General features: G+C 64.2%; 23 protein-coding genes. 12 read left to right on the top strand and 11 right to left on the bottom strand.

All coding sequences use genetic code 11. The features are described from left to right. Window positions 1-15: 15 nt before the first annotated feature. Window positions 16-348 carry a DOPA 4,5-dioxygenase family protein gene (locus ACWKWX_RS18360; protein ID WP_416421688.1) on the top strand — a complete coding sequence of 111 codons (333 nt, stop codon included), beginning with the start codon at window positions 16-18 and terminating at the stop codon, window positions 346-348. A 115-nt stretch (window positions 349-463) separates the two neighbouring features. Here ACWKWX_RS18360 and ACWKWX_RS18355 read toward each other — a convergent pair whose 3' ends face one another. The 4 genes from ACWKWX_RS18355 to trpB form a co-directional block, all read right to left on the bottom strand. Then, window positions 464-916, bottom strand: a complete 453-nt coding sequence (locus ACWKWX_RS18355) for an anti-virulence regulator CigR family protein (protein WP_416421689.1) — start codon at window positions 914-916, stop codon at window positions 464-466. Between the two features lie 33 nt (window positions 917-949). Further along, window positions 950-1402, bottom strand: a complete 453-nt coding sequence (locus ACWKWX_RS18350; protein ID WP_483828520.1) for an anti-virulence regulator CigR family protein — start codon at window positions 1400-1402, stop codon at window positions 950-952. Window positions 1403-1527: 125 nt separating this feature from the next. Beyond that, complete coding sequence (gene trpA, locus ACWKWX_RS18345) at window positions 1528-2340, bottom strand: tryptophan synthase subunit alpha (protein ID WP_416421691.1); 813 nt, start codon at window positions 2338-2340, stop codon at window positions 1528-1530. Further along, on the bottom strand, window positions 2337-3560 hold the full coding sequence (trpB, locus tag ACWKWX_RS18340) for a tryptophan synthase subunit beta (RefSeq protein WP_416421692.1): 1224 nt from the start codon (window positions 3558-3560) through the stop codon (window positions 2337-2339). Before trpB ends, trpA begins: the two co-directional genes overlap by 4 nt. Window positions 3561-3673: 113 nt before the next feature. On the opposite strand from trpB, the gene ACWKWX_RS18335 reads away from it, so the two are divergent. Further along, window positions 3674-4570, top strand: a complete 897-nt coding sequence (locus ACWKWX_RS18335; protein ID WP_483828519.1) for a LysR family transcriptional regulator — start codon at window positions 3674-3676, stop codon at window positions 4568-4570. On the opposite strand, the gene ACWKWX_RS18330 is transcribed toward ACWKWX_RS18335, so the two are convergent. Continuing rightward, a complete protein-coding gene (locus ACWKWX_RS18330) occupies window positions 4567-4890 on the bottom strand; it encodes an ElaB/YgaM/YqjD family protein (protein ID WP_416421694.1) in 324 nt (107 codons plus the stop codon). The genes ACWKWX_RS18335 and ACWKWX_RS18330 overlap by 4 nt on opposite strands. A 150-nt stretch (window positions 4891-5040) precedes the next feature. Here ACWKWX_RS18330 and ACWKWX_RS18325 point away from each other — a divergent pair, with 150 nt between their 5' ends. Both ACWKWX_RS18325 and ACWKWX_RS18320 read left to right on the top strand, forming a co-directional pair. Further along, window positions 5041-5256 carry a dodecin gene (locus ACWKWX_RS18325; protein ID WP_416421695.1) on the top strand — a complete coding sequence of 72 codons (216 nt, stop codon included), beginning with the start codon at window positions 5041-5043 and terminating at the stop codon, window positions 5254-5256. A gap of 123 nt (window positions 5257-5379) precedes the next feature. Continuing rightward, window positions 5380-5595 (top strand): DUF1161 domain-containing protein, encoded by a 216-nt coding sequence (locus ACWKWX_RS18320; RefSeq protein ID WP_416421696.1) that lies wholly within the window; start codon window positions 5380-5382, stop codon window positions 5593-5595. A gap of 126 nt (window positions 5596-5721) precedes the next feature. On the opposite strand, the gene ACWKWX_RS18315 is transcribed toward ACWKWX_RS18320, so the two are convergent. Beyond that, complete coding sequence (locus ACWKWX_RS18315) at window positions 5722-6723, bottom strand: LLM class flavin-dependent oxidoreductase (protein WP_416421697.1); 1002 nt, start codon at window positions 6721-6723, stop codon at window positions 5722-5724. A 199-nt stretch (window positions 6724-6922) separates the two neighbouring features. Here ACWKWX_RS18315 and ACWKWX_RS18310 point away from each other — a divergent pair, with 199 nt between their 5' ends. Together ACWKWX_RS18310 and ACWKWX_RS18305 are read left to right on the top strand one after the other, a co-directional pair. Then, window positions 6923-7351 carry an OsmC family protein gene (locus ACWKWX_RS18310; protein WP_416421698.1) on the top strand — a complete coding sequence of 143 codons (429 nt, stop codon included), beginning with the start codon at window positions 6923-6925 and terminating at the stop codon, window positions 7349-7351. 85 nt (window positions 7352-7436) lie between these two features. Then, entirely contained in the window at window positions 7437-7673 is a 237-nt protein-coding gene (locus ACWKWX_RS18305) for a DUF1161 domain-containing protein (RefSeq protein ID WP_416421699.1), read from the top strand. On the opposite strand, the gene ACWKWX_RS18300 is transcribed toward ACWKWX_RS18305, so the two are convergent. Beyond that, window positions 7670-8083, bottom strand: a complete 414-nt coding sequence (locus tag ACWKWX_RS18300) for a PA0061/PA0062 family lipoprotein (RefSeq protein WP_483828518.1) — start codon at window positions 8081-8083, stop codon at window positions 7670-7672. The two genes, ACWKWX_RS18305 and ACWKWX_RS18300, sit on opposite strands and share 4 nt — an antisense overlap. A gap of 50 nt (window positions 8084-8133) precedes the next feature. Then, window positions 8134-8547, bottom strand: coding sequence for a PA0061/PA0062 family lipoprotein (locus tag ACWKWX_RS18295; RefSeq protein WP_416421701.1), 414 nt, complete (start codon window positions 8545-8547; stop codon window positions 8134-8136). A 59-nt stretch (window positions 8548-8606) separates the two neighbouring features. On the opposite strand from ACWKWX_RS18295, the gene ACWKWX_RS18290 reads away from it, so the two are divergent. Next, window positions 8607-9692: an aminopeptidase gene (locus ACWKWX_RS18290; RefSeq protein WP_483828517.1), complete on the top strand. Its 1086-nt coding sequence runs from the start codon at window positions 8607-8609 to the stop codon at window positions 9690-9692. Window positions 9693-9796: 104 nt separating this feature from the next. On the opposite strand, the gene ACWKWX_RS18285 is transcribed toward ACWKWX_RS18290, so the two are convergent. Together ACWKWX_RS18285 and ACWKWX_RS18280 are read right to left on the bottom strand one after the other, a co-directional pair. Then, window positions 9797-10450 (bottom strand): HAD family hydrolase, encoded by a 654-nt coding sequence (locus tag ACWKWX_RS18285; protein ID WP_483828516.1) that lies wholly within the window; start codon window positions 10448-10450, stop codon window positions 9797-9799. Between the two features lie 14 nt (window positions 10451-10464). After that, window positions 10465-11028, bottom strand: coding sequence for a gamma carbonic anhydrase family protein (locus tag ACWKWX_RS18280; protein WP_483828515.1), 564 nt, complete (start codon window positions 11026-11028; stop codon window positions 10465-10467). Window positions 11029-11117: 89 nt separating this feature from the next. Between ACWKWX_RS18280 and prlC the strand changes: the two genes are divergently transcribed. Further along, a complete protein-coding gene (gene prlC, locus ACWKWX_RS18275; RefSeq protein ID WP_483828514.1) occupies window positions 11118-13169 on the top strand; it encodes an oligopeptidase A in 2052 nt (683 codons plus the stop codon). After that, complete coding sequence (locus tag ACWKWX_RS18270; RefSeq protein ID WP_416421706.1) at window positions 13166-13447, top strand: YheV family putative zinc ribbon protein; 282 nt, start codon at window positions 13166-13168, stop codon at window positions 13445-13447. The genes prlC and ACWKWX_RS18270 overlap by 4 nt, the downstream gene beginning before the upstream one ends. On the opposite strand, the gene ACWKWX_RS18265 is transcribed toward ACWKWX_RS18270, so the two are convergent. After that, the gene (locus ACWKWX_RS18265; protein WP_483828513.1) at window positions 13444-14085 is read right to left on the bottom strand and encodes a phosphatase domain-containing protein; all 642 of its coding nucleotides are present in this window, start codon (window positions 14083-14085) and stop codon (window positions 13444-13446) included. The genes ACWKWX_RS18270 and ACWKWX_RS18265 overlap by 4 nt on opposite strands. A gap of 322 nt (window positions 14086-14407) precedes the next feature. Here ACWKWX_RS18265 and ACWKWX_RS18260 point away from each other — a divergent pair, with 322 nt between their 5' ends. The 3 genes from ACWKWX_RS18260 to ACWKWX_RS18250 are packed head-to-tail and all read left to right on the top strand — an operon-like array spanning window position 14408 to window position 18249. Further along, entirely contained in the window at window positions 14408-15148 is a 741-nt protein-coding gene (locus ACWKWX_RS18260) for a gluconate 2-dehydrogenase subunit 3 family protein (protein WP_416421708.1), read from the top strand. A 2-nt stretch (window positions 15149-15150) separates the two neighbouring features. Then, complete coding sequence (locus ACWKWX_RS18255) at window positions 15151-16935, top strand: GMC family oxidoreductase (RefSeq protein ID WP_416421709.1); 1785 nt, start codon at window positions 15151-15153, stop codon at window positions 16933-16935. 12 nt (window positions 16936-16947) lie between these two features. Further along, the gene (locus ACWKWX_RS18250) at window positions 16948-18249 is read left to right on the top strand and encodes a c-type cytochrome (protein WP_483828512.1); all 1302 of its coding nucleotides are present in this window, start codon (window positions 16948-16950) and stop codon (window positions 18247-18249) included. Window positions 18250-18338 lie beyond the last annotated feature (89 nt).

Genomic DNA, 18338 nt, shown 5'->3' with positions numbered 1-18338 from the left:
AGCGGGAGAAAGACTGTGCAACCAATCCAGGGCTACCACGCCCACATCTATTTCGACGCCTCCACCCTCGACCAGGCGCGCGCCCTGTGCGAAGAAGCCGCGCGGTTGTTTCCCGTGGTGATGGGGCGTGTGCATGAGAAGCCGGTGGGGCCGCACCCGGACTGGAGCTGCCAGTTGGCGTTCGGGCCGCAGGTGGTGGCGCAGGTATTGCCGTGGCTGGCGATGAACCGCAAGGGGCTGGTGGTGTTCATGCACCCGCTGAGCGGGGATGAGTTGGCGGACCACCGTGATCATGCGATCTGGATGGGGGCGGTGCGGCCGTTGAAGTTGTCGATTTTCGGCGGGTGATGCACCCAATCCCGTAGCAGCGGCCATCAGGCCGCGTCCCTGGCGCCTCGGTATGTCTGGTGTACCGGGGTGTTCAGGACGCAGCCTTTGGCAGCTGCTACGGGGGGGTGTTATTTCAGTTCAACACACCATCGAGGATCTCGTAGACCACGCCGGTACCTACCGAGATCAGTACCACGTCGTTGCCCAGGCGGCGCCATTCGTAGCCGGGGTAGCGTGGCAGCTGCGACAGCGCGCGGCTGTCCAGGCGCTTGCCGTAGCCGTGGGGCAGCGGACGGCCTTTGACCACGTGGACGTTCGGTGGCAGCGGGCTGCCGTGGCCGAAGCTGTCGCGGTGCTGCTGGATGGTCTGGCGCACAGGGCCGAAGTCCTGTGGTGGGCGGTTGCCGCCGCCAGCGTGTTGCTGCTGTTGCGGCGCGCCATGCTCGTCGCCGCGCGGGCCACCTTGTTGCTGGTGCTGTTCACCGCCCTGGCGCTGGTCGTCCGGGCCTGGGGCAGCTTGCAGCAATGGGGTGACGCCAACCAGCAGCACGCCCATGCCTGCGATCAGGGATTTTGGCAGTTTCATACGCGTTCCTCGCGGTGGTGTGTCAAAAATGAATCAGTAGGCCAGGACGCCTTGCAGCACCTGGTAAACCACACCGGTGCCATCCTGGATCAGCACGATATCCGGGCCGTAGGCGATCCATTGGTAGCCTGGGTAGTACGGCAGTTGTTCCAGTTCACGCGGGCCCAGCGGGCGACCGTAGCCGGGCGCCAACGGGCGGCCCTGGACGACGAACACGCCTGGCGGCAGGCGCTCGGCGCGGCCGAAGTAGCCGCGGTGTTCGAAGGCGTGCTGGCGGATGGGGCCGAAATCACGGGGCGGGCCGCCATGGTCGAAGCGGTGGTCGTCACGATGGTCGTCGCGGTGGTCATCGCGGTGGTCATCGCGATGATCGTAGTGGCCACGGTCATCCGGGCCACCCGGGCCCCATTGGTCGGCATGGGCCAGGGATGTCATGCCGACAAGCACAAGCCCCAGGCTGGCAATCAATGGTTTGGAGAGTTTCATCGAGCGAATCCTCACTGCTCAAACAACAAAAAAGGGAACCAGATCTTACGGATCAGGTTCCCTCTGGTCTGTGAAATTAGTCCGGAAAATCAGCAACTAATTCCTTTGTAACAAATTATTTACCTTCAGCTGACACGGGCCTTACGCACGCCTTGGGCCAATTGCGAACACAGCTCAAGTACATCCCCCACGGCCTGGTCGGGCGAGCTGGCCTTGGCGATCTTGTCCACCAGTGCCGAACCCACCACTACACCGTCGGCCAGGCGTGCGATGGCCGCGGCCTGCTCGGGGGTGCGGATGCCGAAACCGACGCTGATCGGCAGGCTGGTGTGGCGGCGCAGGCGCTCGATGGCGCTGCTGACGGCCTCGGTGGTGGCAGAGCCGGCACCGGTCACGCCGGCCACCGACACGTAGTAGACGAAGCCGGAGCTGCGTTCCAGCACGCGCGGCAGGCGCACGTCGTCGGTGGTGGGCGTGGTCAGGCGGATGAAGTCGATGCCCGCGGCCTGGGCCGGGGTGGCCAGCTCGGCGTCGTGCTCGGGTGGCAGGTCGACGATGATCAGGCCGTCCACGCCCACTTCGCGAGCTTCGGCCACGAAGGCCTCGACGCCAAAGCGGTGGATGGGGTTGTAGTAGCCCATCAGCACGATCGGCGTGGTGTCGTTGCCAACCCGGAACTCGCGCACCATCTGCAGGGTTTTCTTCAGGGTCTGGCCGGCATCCAGGGCGCGCAGGGTGGCGAGCTGGATGGCCACGCCGTCGGCCATGGGGTCGGTGAACGGCATGCCCAGCTCGATCACGTCGGCGCCGGCGGCTGGCAGGCCCTTGAGGATGGCCAGGGAGGCGTCGTAGCCAGGGTCGCCGGCAGTGACGAAGGTCACCAGGGCGGCGCGGCCCTCGGCTTTCAGATCGGCGAAGCGTTGTTCAAGACGGCTCATGCCAGTTTCTCCTGCTCGGCGGCGGCCATATGGCTCATCACGGTTTGCATGTCTTTGTCGCCACGGCCCGAGAGGCAGACGACCATCAGGTGATCCTTGGGCAGGGTAGGCGCGCGCTTGATGGCTTCGGCCAGGGCGTGGGCGGTCTCCAGCGCCGGGATGATGCCTTCCAGGCGGCAGGTGGTGTGGAACGCGGCCAGGGCTTCGTCATCGGTGATGCTGACGTAGTTCACGCGCTTGATCTCGTGCAACCAGGCGTGTTCCGGGCCGATGCCAGGGTAGTCCAGGCCGGCGGAGATCGAGTGGGCGTCGGTGATTTGGCCGTCGTCATCCTGCAGCAGGTAGGTGCGGTTGCCGTGCAGCACGCCCGGCACGCCGCCGTTGAGGCTGGCCGCGTGCTTGTCGGTGTCCACGCCGTGGCCGGCGGCTTCAACGCCGTAGATTTCCACGCTGGCGTCGTCCAGGAACGGGTGGAACAGGCCCATGGCATTGGAGCCGCCGCCCACGCACGCCACCAGGCTGTCGGGCAGGCGCCCTTCCTTGGCGTGCAGTTGCTCGCGGGTTTCCTTGCCGATGATCGACTGGAAGTCGCGGACCATGGCCGGGTATGGGTGCGGGCCGGCGACGGTGCCGATCAGGTAGAAGGTGTCGTCGACGTTGGTCACCCAGTCGCGCAGCGCTTCGTTCATGGCGTCTTTCAGGGTACCGGTGCCAGCGGTGACCGGCACGATCTCGGCACCCAGCAGGCGCATGCGGAATACGTTGGCCTGTTGGCGCTCGATGTCGGTGGCGCCCATGTAGATCACGCAAGGCAGGCCGAAGCGGGCAGCGACGGTGGCGGTGGCCACGCCGTGCATGCCGGCGCCGGTTTCGGCGATCAGGCGTTTCTTGCCCATGCGCTTGGCCAGCAGCACCTGGCCGATGCAGTTGTTTACCTTGTGCGCGCCGGTGTGGTTCAGCTCTTCGCGCTTGAAGTAGATCTTGGCGCCGCCGCAGTGTTCGGTCAGGCGCTCGGCGAAGTACAGCGGGTTCGGGCGGCCGATGTAGTCGCGCTGGAAGTAGGCCAGCTGCTCGAGGAATTCGGGGTCGGCCTTGGCGGCTTCGTATTCACGGGCCAGGTCGAGCACCAGCGGCATCAGGGTTTCAGCCACGTAGCGGCCGCCGAAGGCGCCAAACAGGCCGTTGGCATCCGGGCCGTTGCGCAAGTTAGTCTGGGTCATGGGTCGCTCCAGGTGAAAAGTGATGGGCTAGCTATGAATCTACTGTAACCACGGCGGCCGGCGAAAAAAACCGATAAGATTGCTGCAACCTGTCAGGAAAACTCACAGATACCATGAGCCGCGACCTGCCCCCCCTCAACGCCCTGCGCGCGTTCGAAGCCACTGCCCGGCTGAACAGCGTAAGCCGCGCTGCCGAACAATTGCACGTGACCCACGGCGCCATCAGCCGCCAGCTGAAGGTGCTGGAAGAGCACCTGGGGGTGAGCCTGTTCGTCAAGGAAGGCCGTGGCCTGAAACTCACAGATGCCGGCCTGCGCCTGCGCGATGCCAGCGGCGATGCCTTCGAGCGCCTGCGCACCGCCTGCGCCGAGATCAGCCAGGGCGCCAGCGACGCGCCCTTCGTGCTGGGCTGCTCGGGCAGCCTGCTGGCGCGCTGGTTTATCCCCAGGCTGGGCAAGCTCAACGCCGACCTGCCGGACCTGCGCCTGCACCTGTCCGCCGGCGAAGGCGACCTGGACCCGCGGCGCCCCGGCCTCGATGCCTGGCTGGTGTTCGCCGAGCCGCCGTGGCCGGCCGACATGCAGGTGTATGAACTGGCGCACGAACGCATCGGCCCGGTGCTGAGCCCGCGCTTTGCCCGTTTCGAAAAGTTGGCCGAGGCGCCTGCGCAGGTGCTTGCCGGTGAGCCGTTGCTGCACACCACTTCGCGCCCGCAGGCGTGGCCCAATTGGGCGGGGGCCCACGGCATCGCACCCGGCCAATTGCAGTACGGCCAGGGGTTCGAGCATTTGTATTATTTGCTGGAGGCGGCGGTGGCCGGCCTGGGGGTGGCCATCGCCCCGGAACCGCTGGTGATTGACGACCTGCGGGCGGGGCGACTGGCTGCGCCGTGGGGCTTCAGCGAAACCTCGGCGCGCCTGGCGCTATGGGTGCCGCGGCGCGCCGATGATGGGCGCGCCCGGCAGCTGGCGCACTGGCTCACCGCGGAGCTGGCGCGCCAGGTGGATTAGTTGCCGCGTTTGATCAGCAGGTAGCCAGCCAGCAGGCCCAGTGCGCCAATGGCCACGCCTGCGGTGGTCCAGGGGTGCTCCTGCGCGTAGTCGCGGGTGGCGACGCCGGTCTCGCGGGTTTTCACCTTCACGTCTTCGTACACGTCGCTGAGCAGATGACGCGAGTGCTTCAGGGCGTTTTCAGCGTTGGCGCGCAGGCTTTTCAGGGTTTTGCGCGACTCGTCGGACGCATCGTCCTTCAAGCTCTCCAGCGATTTGAGCAGACTTTCGATTTCCGCTTCCATGCTTTGCAACGAAGCTTTGCGAAGTGAAGTAGCCATAGGTGTCTCTCCTGCGTGGTGAGTTGCGTGTGTAAGTTTCCGACTGCGGCGCTTCAGGAAAGTGCAGTGCATCTGAACTTTTGCGCCCCGATTCGGCACAGAGCTAAAAGGCCACCTACGCTCAAGACCACTATCGAAAGGAGATTCACCATGTCTGACCATCGCACCTACAAGCTGATCGAACTGGTTGGTTCTTCGGCCAACAGCATCGAGGAAGCCATCAACAACGCCCTGGCCGAGGCCGGCAAGACCGTCAAGCACCTGGAGTGGTTCGAGGTGTTGGAAACCCGCGGCCACATCGAGAACAACAAGGCCGCGCATTTCCAGGTCACGCTGAAGGTCGGCTTCCGCATCGCAAACAGCTGACACGATTCTGGGAAGCGTCTTACTGGCCGAACGGCCAGTATTCCGCTACAAACAGTGCTGGGGGGCTCCGGCAATCTTGCCGGGGCGCTTGTCTGCTCATGATCTGACCAGGGAATGTGACCGATGAAGAATATTTTGTTGGCAGCAGGGTTGTTCTGCATGGCGGGTTCGGCACTGGCGGCGGGGAAGCCGTGTGAAGAACTGAAATCGGAAATCGCCGCGAAGCTCGACGCCAAGGGCGTCAGCCACTACACGCTGGAAATTGCCGACAAGGGCACCGGCGGCAAGGTTGTCGGTACCTGCGAGGCCGGCCGCAAGGAAATTGTGTACAAAAAATAACCTGTAGCCGCTGCCGTCAGGCTGCGCTGGCCTTGCCGTTCGCTGGAGATTTCCAGCGAGGCAGAGGGCCAGCGCAGCCTGGCGGCAGCGGCTACTGATCGGCGCCTGATGCAGGCGCCTTTTTTTTCAGCCCTTGGCGATCTGCGCCAGCAGTTCGTAGGAATGCAGCCGGTCGGCATGCTCATACAGGTCGCAGGTAAAGATCAACTCATCTGCCTGGGTCTGCTCCAGCAACACCTCCAGTTTTGCGCGAATCTTCTGTGGGCTGCCCACCATGGCCAGGCCCAGGAAGTCGGCGACCGCGGCTTTCTCGTGGGGTAGCCAGCGCCCTTCCATGCTGTCCACCGGCGGTTGCTGCACCAGGCTCTGGCCGCGCATCAGGTTAAGGATGCGCTGGTACACCGAGGTGGCCAGGTAGTCGGCCTGCTCGTCGGTGTCGGCGGCCACCAGTGGTACGCCCAGCATTACGTACGGCTTGTCCAGCACCGCCGAGGGCTTGAAGTGGTTGCGGTAGGTGCGAATCGCTTCATGCATGTAGCGCGGCGCGAAGTGCGAGGCGAAGGCGTACGGCAGGCCGTACATGCCGGCCAGTTGGGCGCTGAACAGGCTGGAGCCCAGCAGCCAGATCGGCACCTGGGTGCCGGTGCCGGGCACGGCGATCACTTTTTGCTCAGGGGTGCGCGGGCCCAGGTAGCTCATCAGCTCCAGCACGTCATCGGGGAAATCGTCGGCGCTGCCCGAGCGCTCGCGGCGCAGGGCGCGGGCGGTCATCTGGTCGGAGCCCGGCGCACGGCCCAGGCCAAGGTCGATGCGGCCCGGGTAGAGGCTTTCCAGGGTGCCGAACTGTTCGGCGATCACCAGCGGCGCATGGTTGGGCAGCATTACCCCGCCGCTGCCGACGCGGATGGTGGAGGTGCCGCCGGCCAGGTAGCCCAGCAGCACGGCGGTGGCCGAGCTGGCGATGCCGTCCATGTTGTGGTGCTCGGCGACCCAGAAGCGGTGGTAGCCGAATTTTTCCAGGTGTTGCGCCAGGTCCAGCGAGTTGCGCAGCGAGTGCGCCGGGCCCTTGTCGGCGCGCACGGGCACCAGGTCCAGGGCGGAATACTTGATATCGGAGAGTCGTTTCATGGGTAGCACTTCCTCAGGCGTCGAGTGGAAGGCTGGTGCACGCTGCCATGGGTAACACCACCCTGCCCTTTATCCAACAGTATGGGCATATTGAGAAACTTCAATACCATCTTGTCAATCGGTGTGAACTTGCAAGCCCTGCTGCCCCTCCTAACCTCAGTACCTGCGCGAACCTTCGCGTGCAACCCGAGGAGGCATCATGAAGAAGACAGCATCAGCCGTCTGGCAAGGCGGCTTGAAGGATGGCAAGGGCCAGATTTCCACTGAAAGCGGCGCGCTGAAGAGCAACCCTTATGGCTTCAACACCCGGTTCGAGGGGCAGCCTGGTACCAACCCGGAAGAGCTGATTGGTGCGGCTCATGCGGGTTGTTTCTCGATGGCCCTGTCGATGATCCTGGGCGGCGCCAACCTGACCGCCGACCGCATCGACACCATCGCCGAAGTCACCCTGGACAAGGTGGGCGAAGGTTTCGAGATCACCGCCGTGCACCTGATCCTGAAAGCCAAGGTGCCGGGCGCCACCAACGAGCAGTTCCAGGAACTGGCCAACAAGGCCAAGGAAGGCTGCCCGGTGTCGAAGGTGCTCAAAGGCGCCAAGATCAGCCTGGACGCCACGCTGGTCAGCTAGGCCGGCACTGGAACAGGTGATGGCATTTGTGGTCTAGATGTAGGAGCCGACCTGTCGGCTCCACCCGCAATTCAAGGATGCCATCATGATCAAGCGACTGATATTGACCCTCGCCTGCTGTGCTGCGGCCACCAGCGCCATGGCAGCCCCCAAGCCCTGTGAAGAACTGAAGGCCGAGATCGAAGCCAAGATCCAGGCCCAGGGCGTCACGTCCTACACCCTCGAAATCGTCAGCAACGAAGAAGTCCACGACAAGAACATGATCGTGGGTTCGTGCGAAGGCGGCAGCAAGAAAATCATCTACCAGAAGAACGACCGCTAGAACAGGCAGTTCACGGCACTGTCCTCCGCCACCACTTTCTTGCTCTGGTCGTATAGCCGCGCGCTCGGGTTCAGCCCCAGCGTGCGGGCTTCCAGCAGGTAGCGCTGGCCGGGCTGGAATGCATCGTAGCGCAGGGTGAGGTAGCAGGTTCGCTCATCCGCATCGATCAGGAACATGCTGCCCGAATAGATCTCGAAGTCGTAGCGCACCATCAGCTCGTGGCTGCCCGGGGTGACTTGGAAGTAGCGGCCGTCCTTGAGGCGCACGCCATCGAGGCGTTCGGCCATGACCACCTTGCCGCCCAGCATGGTCATGTCCACCCAGGCCTGTTGGGGATTGACCGGGGGCAAGGGAGTCATGCTGCAACCGGCCAGGGTAATGAATGATGCGACAGCAAGGGCGCGGCGCATGATGGGCTCCAAGGTGGGGACAGGCCTCCAGCATACCCCCGCGCGGCGGTCTACGTCGCTTGGCAGCCCGCCGGTTGCGCCTTGCCCACCATATAGCGTTGTTCGTCATACAGCTTGGCCCAGGGTTGGAAGCCCAGGCTGCCCGCCTCGAGCCGGTAACGCTGGCCGGCGCTGAAGTCCTTGAAGCTGAGCTTCATCTTGCAGTCCCGCCACAGCGGCTGGGCCACCGGGCCGATATTGGTGGGGGCCACGGGGAATTGAAAAGTTACCCACAATTCATGAGCGCCTGGCTGCACTTCGAAGTAACGTGGATCGGTCCAGTCGTGGTTGTCGACCTTCACCGCCTTCAGCGAGTTGTCGGAGCCGGCTGCAAGGTCCACCCAGGCCTGGTGCGGGTCGGGGTCGGGCAAGGTCGAACAACCGGCCACGGCCGCCAGACCGCAGACAAGTAACAAGGCACGCATGGCAATACTCCCGATGGCAATGGTGGCCGGTTCGTCCCAATGAAGGATTCACCCGACAGATGATTGATCTTCTTTTTTTAAGGCGCGCAGACCCTGGGGCACTCGACCGCAAAATTCGCCGCTTGGTTCCCCTGTTGGCCGTTTTGCTGCTGAACGGTTGCTCCACCTATTACGGCCAGCTGCTTGATGGCCAGGTGCAACTCTTGAGGGCGCGCGAGCCGGTGAGCCGGGTGATCGCCGATCCTTCGCGCGACGCCAAGCTGCGCGCACAGCTGCGTCAGTCCCAGGCAGCGCGGGATTTTGCCAGCAGCCATCTGCACCTGCCCGACAACCGCAGTTACCGCCTGTACGCGGACGTGAAACGCAGTTCCGTGGTGTGGAACGTGTTTGCCACCGAGGAATTTTCCCTGGACCCGCAAACCCACTGCTTTCCGATAGCCGGTTGCGTGGCCTACCGCGGCTACTACAGCCTGGGGGCTGCCCGGGGTGAGGCGGCGCTGCAGAAGCAGGCCGGGATGGACGTGTACATTGGCGGGGTGGACGCCTACTCCACCCTGGGCTGGTTCGATGACCCGATCATCAACACCATGATGGACCGCGGCGACGAGCGCCTGGCCACGCTGATCTTCCACGAGCTGGCGCACCAGCGCTTCTACGTGAAGGACGACAGCGAGTTCAATGAGTCCTACGCCACCTTCGTCGAGCAGGAAGGCACCCGGCAATGGCGGGCGTACCAGGGGCTGCCGCCGGCCAACGTCGACCAGTCGAAGCAGATCCACCAGTTCACCCAACTGGTGCTCGACACCCGTGACCGCCTCAAAGCCCTGTACGCCCAGCCGCTGGCGCCGGCGGCCATGCGCCAGGCGAAGCAGCAGGCGTTCGAGCGCATGCGCGCCGATTACCGCCAGCTGCGCGACAGCCAGTGGAACGGCGACAAGCGCTATGACGCCTGGGTCAACGCGCCGATGAACAACGCCAAGCTGCTGCCGTTCGGGCTGTATGACCAGTGGGTGCCGGCGTTCGCGGCATTGTTCCGGCAGGTGAACGGCGATTGGCCGACGTTCTTCAGCGAAGTGGAGCGGTTGGGCAAGTTGCCCGCCGATCACCGCAAGGCGGCGCTGGTAAGGTTGTCTCAAACCCGGTAGGAGCCGACCTTGGTCGCGATGCAGGCGCCACAAACTCGCCTGCCTGACGTACGGCGGTGGCCCCATCGCGACCAAGGTCGGCTCCTACCGGAGTGGAGTGCCAATTACACCGGGGTAAGGAAGGCTTGATGCAGCTCAGCCAGCGTATCGAAATGATAGGTCGGCGCCTCGGCCTCCAGCTCCTCGCGGCTGCCGAAGCCGTAGCCCACCGCCACCACGTCGAGGCCGTTGGCCTTGGCGCCGATCAGGTCGTGCTTGCGGTCGCCGATCATCAGCGTCTGGGCCGGGTCCAGGCCCTCTTCCTTGAGCAGGTGGGCCAGCAGCTCGACCTTGTTGGTGTGGGTGCCGTCCAGCTCGCTGCCGTAGATCACCTTGAAGTGCTTGGCGAAATCGAAATGCCGGGCGATCTCGCGGGCAAATTCCCACGGCTTGGAGGTGGCCACGTACAGGTGGCGGCCCTGGGCCTCCAGGGTTTCCAGCAGCTCGATCACGCCCTCGAACACTTCGTTTTCGTACAGGCCGGTGACCTTGAAGCGCTCGCGGTAGAAATTCACCGCCTGCCAGGCCTTCTCTTCCTCGAACCCGTAGAACTGCATGAACGCCTGCAGCAGCGGCGGGCCAATGAAGTGCTCGAGCTTGCGCAGGTCTGGCTCGATGATGCCGAGCTTTTCCAGGGCGTACTGGATCGAGCGGGTGATGCCTTCGCGCGGGTCGGTGAGGGTGCCGTCCAGGTCGAAGAGAATGTTCTGATAATGCATGGGAATTTTCCGAATCAGTCGGTGGACAGCGGGTTGGGGCTGGCGAAGCCGGCCTCCAGGTGCTGGTCCTTGAGTTTCACGTAGTTGCCGGCGGTGTAGGTGAAGAAGCTGCGCTCCTTGTCGGTCAGCGGGCGCGCCTGCTTCACCGGGCTGCCCACGTACAGGAAGCCACTTTCCAGGCGCTTGCCCGGTGGTACCAGGCTGCCGGCGCCGATGATGACCTCGTCTTCCACCACGGCGCCGTCCATGACCGTGCTGCCCATGCCGATCAGGATGCGGCTGCCCACGGTGCAGCCGTGCAGCATCACCTTGTGGCCGATGGTCACGTCGTCGCCGATGACCAGCGGGAAGCCGTCGGGGTTGAAGGGCCCGGCGTGGGTGATGTGCAGCACGCTGGCATCCTGCACGCTGGTGCGCGCGCCGATGCGGATGCGGTGCATGTCGCCGCGGATCACGGTCATGGGCCACACCGAACTGTCCTCGCCGATTTCGACATCGCCGATGACAACCGCCGAACGGTCGACAAACGCCCGCGCGCCCACCTGGGGCGTGTGCTGCTGGAAAGTGCGAATGGCCACGATAGGCTCCTTCTCTGGCGTTGATAGCTGCGGTCAGCGCCGATTGTAATTAAGATGGGCTGGTGTTTCTTCAGCCAAGGTGTGTATCCGTGAGCGCGACCAACCCGCTACTGCAGTCTTATGACCTGCCACCGTTCTCGGCGATCCGTGCCGAGCACGTACAGCCGGCGATTGAACAGATCCTGGCCGACAACCGTGCGGCGATCGCCAAGATTCTCGAAACCCAGGCCAAGCAGCCTACCTGGGCCGGCCTGGTACTGGCCATGGACGAGCTCAACGACCGCCTCGGCGCGGCCTGGAGCCCAGTCAGCCACCTTAACGCAGTCTGCAACAGCCCGGAACTGCGCCAGGCGTATGAAGCCTGCCTGCCGGCCCTGAGCGCCTACTCCACCGAGATGGGCCAGAACCGCGAGCTGTTCAAGGCCTATGAAGCGCTGGCCAACGGCCCGGAAGCGGCGTCCTTCGACGTGGCGCAAAAAACCATCCTCGAGCATTCGCTGCGCGACTTCCGCCTGTCGGGTATCGACCTGCCGCCAGAGCAGCAGCAGCGCTACGCCGAAGTGCAGAGCAAACTGTCGGAGCTGGGCAGCAAGTTCTCCAACCAGCTGCTGGACGCCACCCAGGCCTGGACCAAGCACGTCACTGACGAAGCGGCCCTGGCCGGCCTGACCGACTCGGCCAAGGCGCAAATGGCTGCCGCCGCCAAGGCCAAGGGCCTGGACGGCTGGCTGATCAGCCTGGAATTCCCCAGCTACTACGCGGTGATGACCTACGCCCAGGACCGTGCCCTGCGCGAGGAAATCTACGCTGCCTACTGCACCCGCGCCTCGGACCAGGGCCCCAACGCCGGCCAGAATGACAACGGCCCGGTAATGGAACAGATCCTCGACCTGCGCCAGGAACTGGCCAGGCTGCTGGGTTACGCAAGCTTCGCCGAGCTGAGCCTGGCCACCAAGATGGCCGAGTCCAGCGACCAGGTGCTGGGTTTCCTGCGTGACCTGGCCAAGCGCAGCAAGCCGTTCGCCGCGCAAGACCTGGCCCAGCTCAAGGCCTACGCCGCCGAGCAGGGCTGCCCGGACCTGCAAAGCTGGGACAGCGGTTTCTACGGTGAAAAACTGCGTGAGCAACGCTACAGCGTCTCCCAGGAAGCGCTGCGCGCCTACTTCCCGATCGACAAGGTGCTGACCGGCCTGTTCGCCATCGTCCAGCGCCTGTACGGCATCGAAATCGCCGAGCAGACCGGCTTCGACACCTGGCACCCGGACGTGCGCCTGTTCGAGATCAAGGAAAACGGCAAGCACGTGGGCCGCTTCTTCTTCGACCTGTACGCCCGCGCCAACAAGCGTGGCGGTGCCTGGATGGACGGCGCCCGTGACCACCGTCGCACCGCCGATGGCGCGCTGCAAAGCCCGGTGGCTAACCTGGTGTGCAACTTCACCCCGGCCGATGCTGGCAAGCCAGCGCTGCTGACCCACGACGAAGTGACCACCCTGTTCCACGAGTTCGGCCATGGCCTGCACCACCTGCTGACCCGCGTCGAGCACGCTGGCGTGTCGGGTATCAATGGCGTGGCGTGGGATGCGGTCGAGCTGCCAAGCCAGTTCATGGAAAACTGGTGCTGGGAGCCTGAAGGCCTGGCGCTGATTTCCGGTCACTACGAAAGCGGCGACGCCCTGCCCCAGGACCTGCTGGAAAAAATGCTGGCGGCGAAAAACTTCCAGTCCGGCCTGATGATGGTGCGCCAGCTGGAATTCTCGCTGTTCGACTTCGAACTGCACGCCACCCACGGCGATGGCCGCGGCGTGCTGCAGGTGCTCGAAGGCGTGCGCGACGAGGTCTCGGTCATGCGCCCACCGGCGTACAACCGCTTCCCCAACAGCTTCGCGCACATCTTCGCCGGCGGTTACGCGGCGGGCTACTACAGCTACAAGTGGGCCGAAGTGCTGTCGGCGGACGCGTTCTCGCGTTTCGAGGAAGAAGGCGTGCTCAACGAAGCCACTGGCCGCGCATTCCGCGAAGCCATCCTGGCGCGTGGCGGTTCCCAGGAGCCGATGGTGCTGTTCGTCGACTTCCGCGGCCGCGAGCCGTCGATTGATGCACTCTTGCGCCATAGCGGCCTGAGTGAGGACGCGGCAGCATGAGTGAAGTGACCGTGATCAAGACCAAGAAACGCTTCATCGCCGGGGCGGTCTGCCCGGCGTGCAGCGAGTCCGACAAGTTGATGATGTGGAGCGAGGACGAGGTGCCGCACCGCGAGTGCGTGGCCTGCGGCTACAGCGACACGCTGAACGCCCAGGGCCAGTCGATTCCCAGCGAGCTGGGGACGCGGGTCAACCAGGCCGCGCCGAAGGTGGCCAACCCGAAAGTGCAGACGGTGCAGTTCTTCCCCAACCCCAAGTTGAAGAAGCCCCAGGCTTAGATCAGCGCCTTGAACAGCCCCTTGACCGCGCACGCGGCCAGGGGGTTGGTGCTGCAAGCCCCGCTGGCCAGGGCGTTGCGCACGCTTTCCACGTCAACGCCGTTGATGTAGTCGATACCGTATTTCATCCGCTTGAGGTCGCCGAACCCGCCCTGGGTCATCTCGGCCACCGCGTCCTGCTTGCTCCAGCCCTGCACCACCACCCGGTACATCGCCGACACCAGGCCGGTGCGGTCCATGCCGTGCTTGCAATGAATCAGCACCGGGCCCTTGGCCTGGGCCTCCTGGATGGCCCGCAACGCCGCGATGATCTGCGCGTCATCGGCGTGCACGGTGCGCATCGGCAGTTGCACCCGGTTGATCTGCGGCTCCTTGAGCCAGGTTTCATCCGACTCGGGGAGGAAACTGACCACGGTCTTGATCTGCAGTTTGCCCAGCAACGGCACCGCCTGTTCGTCAGGCAGGGCGCTGCGGTACAGCGTGGGGCTCATCTGGTACAGGTTGTAGTGCGGCTCCACCGATTGCGCCCACTGCGCCGGGCGCGGGGCCACTTCCACGCTGGGCTCGCCGGCGAAGCAGGTGGTGGCCAGGCTCAACGACAGCGGCAGGCAAAACAACAGACGGTGCAGCAAAGACATGGCAGATCCGGATGGGCGGTGGGCTTATGGGGCGCAAGAATGGCCTCGATGGCGTGAAAGCTGTGTTGGGTGTTTGTAAAAACTTCGTATAAAAACCCTGTAAAACCGGGCTGAAACCGGTTACATTTTCGCTTCTCAAAACGCCTCTACGTAGGCTGAAGCAACACCCTGGCGTGCCGCCCAGACTCGATAAAACTAAAAAACGTCGCGATGTTCTTTACTAAGGGCAACGCGATGCCTGCCTGTGCAGCTCGATGAGCAATTCAAAACGATAAAGCAGCCCCAAGGCTGCGAATAATCCGTGATCGGATGAGGATCCCCCATGTCTGAGCAAGACCACGACAACCCGCGCCGGGATTTCCTGCGCAAGACTCTCACCCTGATACCCGTAGTGACCGTGGCCAGCACTGGCCTGGGCATGGGTGTGGGCGAGCTGATGGCCGCGCCGGAGAAAAAGCCCGAGCCCGCGCCAGTCAAGCCTGCGCAGGACTACCAGCCCAGCTACTTCACCGCCGAGGAGTGGGCGTTCGTCAACGCCGCCGTGGCGCGGCTGATCCCGGCCGACGACCTGGGCCCGGGCGCGCTGGAAGCCGGTGCGCCGGAATTCATCGACCGCCAGATGAACACCGCCTACGCCAGCGGTGCGTTGTGGTTCATGCAGGGCCCGTTCGTGGCCGACGCGCCGCCGGAAATGGGCTACCAGCTCAAGCTGGTGCCCAAGGAAATCTACCGCCTGGGCATCGCCGCCACCGACGCCTGGTGCAAGAAGCAGGCGGGCAAGGTGTTCGCCCAGCTGGATACCGCTGCCCAGGAAAGCGTGCTGACCAAGCTTGAGTCCGGCGAGATCCAGTTCGATGACGTGCCGTCCAAGGCGTTCTTCGCGCTGCTGATCCAGAACACCAAGGAAGGCTTCTTCAGCGACCCGGTGCACGGCGGCAACAAGGGCCTGGTGGGCTGGACCCTGGTGGGCTTCCCCGGCGCGCGCGCCGATTTCATGGACTGGGTTGAACGCAACGAGGCTTACCCCTTCCCGGCAGTATCCATTCGCGGCGAGAGGGCTTGAGCATGGCGACCGTATTGAAAAAAGTCGACGCCGTGATCGTCGGCTTCGGCTGGACTGGCGCAATCATGGCCAAGGAGCTGACCGAGGCCGGCCTGAACGTGGTGGCGCTGGAGCGCGGCCCGATGCAGGACACCTACCCGGACGGCAACTATCCCCAGGTCATTGATGAATTGACCTACAGCGTGCGCAAAAAACTCTTCCAGGACATTTCCAAGGAAACCGTCACCATTCGCCACAGCGTCAACGACGTGGCCCTGCCGAACCGCCAGCTGGGCGCGTTCCTGCCGGGCAAGGGCGTGGGCGGTGCCGGCCTGCACTGGTCGGGCGTGCACTTCCGGGTCGACCCTATCGAGTTGCGCATGCGCAGCCACTATGAAGAGCGCTACGGCAAGAACTTCATCCCCAAGGACATGACCATCCAGGACTTCGGCGTGACCTACGAGGAGCTGGAGCCGTTCTTCGACTTCTCGGAAAAGGTCTTCGGCACCTCCGGCACCGCCTGGTCGGTTAAGGGCCAGGTGGTGGGTGAAGGCAAGGGCGGCAACGCCTACGCGCCCGACCGTTCCAACCCGTTCCCGCTGGAAGCGCAGAAGAACGGCGTGTCGGCGATGCTGTTCCACAAGGCCGCCACCGAGTCGGGCTACAAGCCCTACAACCTGCCGTCTGCCAACACTTCGGGGCCGTACACCAACCCCTATGGCGCGCAGATGGGCCCGTGCAACTTCTGCGGTTTCTGCAGCGGCTATGTCTGCTACATGTATTCCAAGGCCTCGCCGAACGTGAACATCCTCCCGGCGCTGCGCCAGGAGCCCAAGTTCGAGCTGCGCACCAACGCCCACGTGCTGCGCGTGAACCTGACCGACGACAAGAAGCTGGCCACCGGCGTCAGCTACATCGACGCCCAGGGCCGCGAAGTGGAACAGCCGGCGGACCTGGTGATCCTCGGTGCGTTCCAGTTCAACAACGTGCGCCTGATGCTGCTGTCGGGCATCGGCAAGCCGTACGACCCGATCAGCGGCGAAGGCGTGGTGGGCCGCAACTTTGCCTACCAGAACATGGCCACGGTGAAGGCGTTCTTCGACAAGGACACCCACACCAACAACTTCATCGGCGCCGGCGGCAATGGCGTGGCGATCGATGACTTCAACGCCGACAACTTCGACCACGGCCCCCACGGCTTCGTCGGTGGCTCGCCGTTCTGGGTCAACCAGGCCGGCAGCCGCCCTATCGCCGGCACCTCGAACCCGCCGGGCACCCCGGCCTGGGGCAGCGCCTGGAAGAAGACCACGGCCGAGTACTACACCCACCAGGTGTCCATGGACGCCCACGGCGCGCACCAGTCCTACCGTGGCAACTACCTCGATCTCGACCCTACCTACAAGGATGCCTACGGCCTGCCGCTGCTGCGCATGACCTTCAACTGGCAGGAAAACGACATCAAGATGAACATGTTCATGGCCGACAAGCTGAGCAAGATCGCCAAGGCCATGAACCCCAAGTCCATCGCCATCCTGGGCAAGAAGGTCGGTGAGAAATTCAACACCGCCGCCTACCAGACTACCCACCTCAACGGCGGTGCGATCATGGGCACCGACCCCAAGACCAGCGCCATCAACCGTTACCTGCAGAGCTGGGACGTACACAACGTGTTCGTGCCGGGTGCGTCCGCCTTCCCACAAGGCCTGGGCTACAACCCTACTGGCCTGGTGGCAGCCCTGACCTACTGGTCGGCCAAGGCGATCCGCGAGCAGTACCTGAAGAACCCCGGCCCGCTGGTGCAGGCTTAAGGAGCGATGATCATGAGCAAACTGTTTATCGCATCCCTGGCCCTGGCCAGCCTGCCCGTGTGGGCAGCCGAACCTTCGTTCGACCCGGCCCTGGTGCAGAAAGGTGAATACCTGGCGCGCGCCGGTGACTGCGTGGCCTGCCACACCGCCAAGGGCGGCAAGCCCTTCGCCGGTGGCCTGCCGATGGAGACGCCGATCGGCACCATCTACTCCACCAACATCACCCCGGACAAGACCGGCATCGGCGAATATTCGTACGAAGACTTCGACCAGGCCGTGCGCCACGGCGTCGGCAAGAGCGGCAGCACCCTGTACCCGGCCATGCCCTACCCGTCCTACGCCCGCGTCAGCGACGAAGACATGCAGGCCCTGTACGCCTACTTCATGAAGGGTGTGCAGCCGGTACCCCAGGAGAACAAGGACGTCGACATCCCCTGGCCGCTGAGCATGCGCTGGCCGCTGGCGATCTGGCGCGGCATGTTCGCGCCCAAGGTCGAGCCGTTCAAGGCCGCGGGCGCGGATGAAAGCATCAACCGCGGCGCCTACCTGGTCGAGGGCCTGGGCCACTGTGGCGCCTGCCACACCCCGCGGGCCATCACCATGCAGGAAAAAGCCCTGAACCCGGCCGACGGCAAGGAGTTCCTGGCAGGTTCCGCGCCGCTTGAGGGCTGGATCGCCAAGAACCTGCGCGGCGACCACAAGGACGGCCTGGGCAGCTGGAGCGAAGCAGAGCTGGTGGCCTTCCTCAAGACCGGCCGCAGCGACCGTACTGCCGTGTTCGGCGGCATGAGCGACGTGGTCGAGCACAGCATGCAGTACATGAGCGACGCCGACCTGACCGCCATCGCCCGTTACCTGAAGTCGTTGCCGGCGGTGAATCCCGACGACAAGCCGCAGGTCTACGACAAGGCCGTGGCCGACGCGCTGTGGAAGGGCGACGACAGCAAGCCGGGTGCCTCGGTGTACATCGACAACTGCGCCGCCTGCCACCGCACCGACGGCAAGGGCTACACCCGCGTGTTCCCGGCCCTGGCCGGCAACCCGGTGCTGCAGACCGACGACCCGACGTCCTTGATCCACATCGTGCTCAAGGGCGGCACCCTGGTGGCCACCAAGACCGCGCCGTCGAACTTCACCATGCCGTCCTACGCCTGGCGCCTGTCGGACCAGGAAGTGGCGGACGTGGTGAACTTCATCCGCACCAGCTGGGGCAACCAGGGGTCGCAGGTGTCGGCGAAGGACGTGAAAGCGTTGCGCACCGATGACCTGAAGACCACCTCGGGGGATGACCTTGGGCAGGTGACCTCCAAGTAGTGCCCTGACGCCGCCTTCGGCAGCTTGTGTCTAGAGAAGGGAATAGAATCTGAGGTGAGAGCGGTGAATGGCAGGTTGTTCGGCAGCAG

This window comes from Pseudomonas imperatae (genome assembly GCF_057128625.1).
The sequence above is the reverse complement of the archived record's forward strand: the minus strand, read 5'-3'. Positions and strand labels throughout refer to the sequence as shown.

Coding starts and splice junctions, on each gene's coding strand:
- ACWKWX_RS18355 (WP_416421689.1), bottom strand. CDS start 916: ATGAAACTGCCAAAATCCCTGATCGCAGGCATGGGCGTGCTGCTGGTT.
- ACWKWX_RS18350 (WP_483828520.1), bottom strand. CDS start 1,402: ATGAAACTCTCCAAACCATTGATTGCCAGCCTGGGGCTTGTGCTTGTC.
- trpA (WP_416421691.1), bottom strand. CDS start 2,340: ATGAGCCGTCTTGAACAACGCTTCGCCGATCTGAAAGCCGAGGGCCGC.
- trpB (WP_416421692.1), bottom strand. CDS start 3,560: ATGACCCAGACTAACTTGCGCAACGGCCCGGATGCCAACGGCCTGTTT.
- ACWKWX_RS18335 (WP_483828519.1), top strand. CDS start 3,674: ATGAGCCGCGACCTGCCCCCCCTCAACGCCCTGCGCGCGTTCGAAGCC.
- ACWKWX_RS18330 (WP_416421694.1), bottom strand. CDS start 4,890: ATGGCTACTTCACTTCGCAAAGCTTCGTTGCAAAGCATGGAAGCGGAA.
- ACWKWX_RS18325 (WP_416421695.1), top strand. CDS start 5,041: ATGTCTGACCATCGCACCTACAAGCTGATCGAACTGGTTGGTTCTTCG.
- ACWKWX_RS18320 (WP_416421696.1), top strand. CDS start 5,380: ATGAAGAATATTTTGTTGGCAGCAGGGTTGTTCTGCATGGCGGGTTCG.
- ACWKWX_RS18315 (WP_416421697.1), bottom strand. CDS start 6,723: ATGAAACGACTCTCCGATATCAAGTATTCCGCCCTGGACCTGGTGCCC.
- ACWKWX_RS18310 (WP_416421698.1), top strand. CDS start 6,923: ATGAAGAAGACAGCATCAGCCGTCTGGCAAGGCGGCTTGAAGGATGGC.
- ACWKWX_RS18305 (WP_416421699.1), top strand. CDS start 7,437: ATGATCAAGCGACTGATATTGACCCTCGCCTGCTGTGCTGCGGCCACC.
- ACWKWX_RS18300 (WP_483828518.1), bottom strand. CDS start 8,083: ATGCGCCGCGCCCTTGCTGTCGCATCATTCATTACCCTGGCCGGTTGC.
- ACWKWX_RS18295 (WP_416421701.1), bottom strand. CDS start 8,547: ATGCGTGCCTTGTTACTTGTCTGCGGTCTGGCGGCCGTGGCCGGTTGT.
- ACWKWX_RS18290 (WP_483828517.1), top strand. CDS start 8,607: ATGATTGATCTTCTTTTTTTAAGGCGCGCAGACCCTGGGGCACTCGAC.
- ACWKWX_RS18285 (WP_483828516.1), bottom strand. CDS start 10,450: ATGCATTATCAGAACATTCTCTTCGACCTGGACGGCACCCTCACCGAC.
- ACWKWX_RS18270 (WP_416421706.1), top strand. CDS start 13,166: ATGAGTGAAGTGACCGTGATCAAGACCAAGAAACGCTTCATCGCCGGG.
- ACWKWX_RS18265 (WP_483828513.1), bottom strand. CDS start 14,085: ATGTCTTTGCTGCACCGTCTGTTGTTTTGCCTGCCGCTGTCGTTGAGC.
- ACWKWX_RS18260 (WP_416421708.1), top strand. CDS start 14,408: ATGTCTGAGCAAGACCACGACAACCCGCGCCGGGATTTCCTGCGCAAG.
- ACWKWX_RS18255 (WP_416421709.1), top strand. CDS start 15,151: ATGGCGACCGTATTGAAAAAAGTCGACGCCGTGATCGTCGGCTTCGGC.
- ACWKWX_RS18250 (WP_483828512.1), top strand. CDS start 16,948: ATGAGCAAACTGTTTATCGCATCCCTGGCCCTGGCCAGCCTGCCCGTG.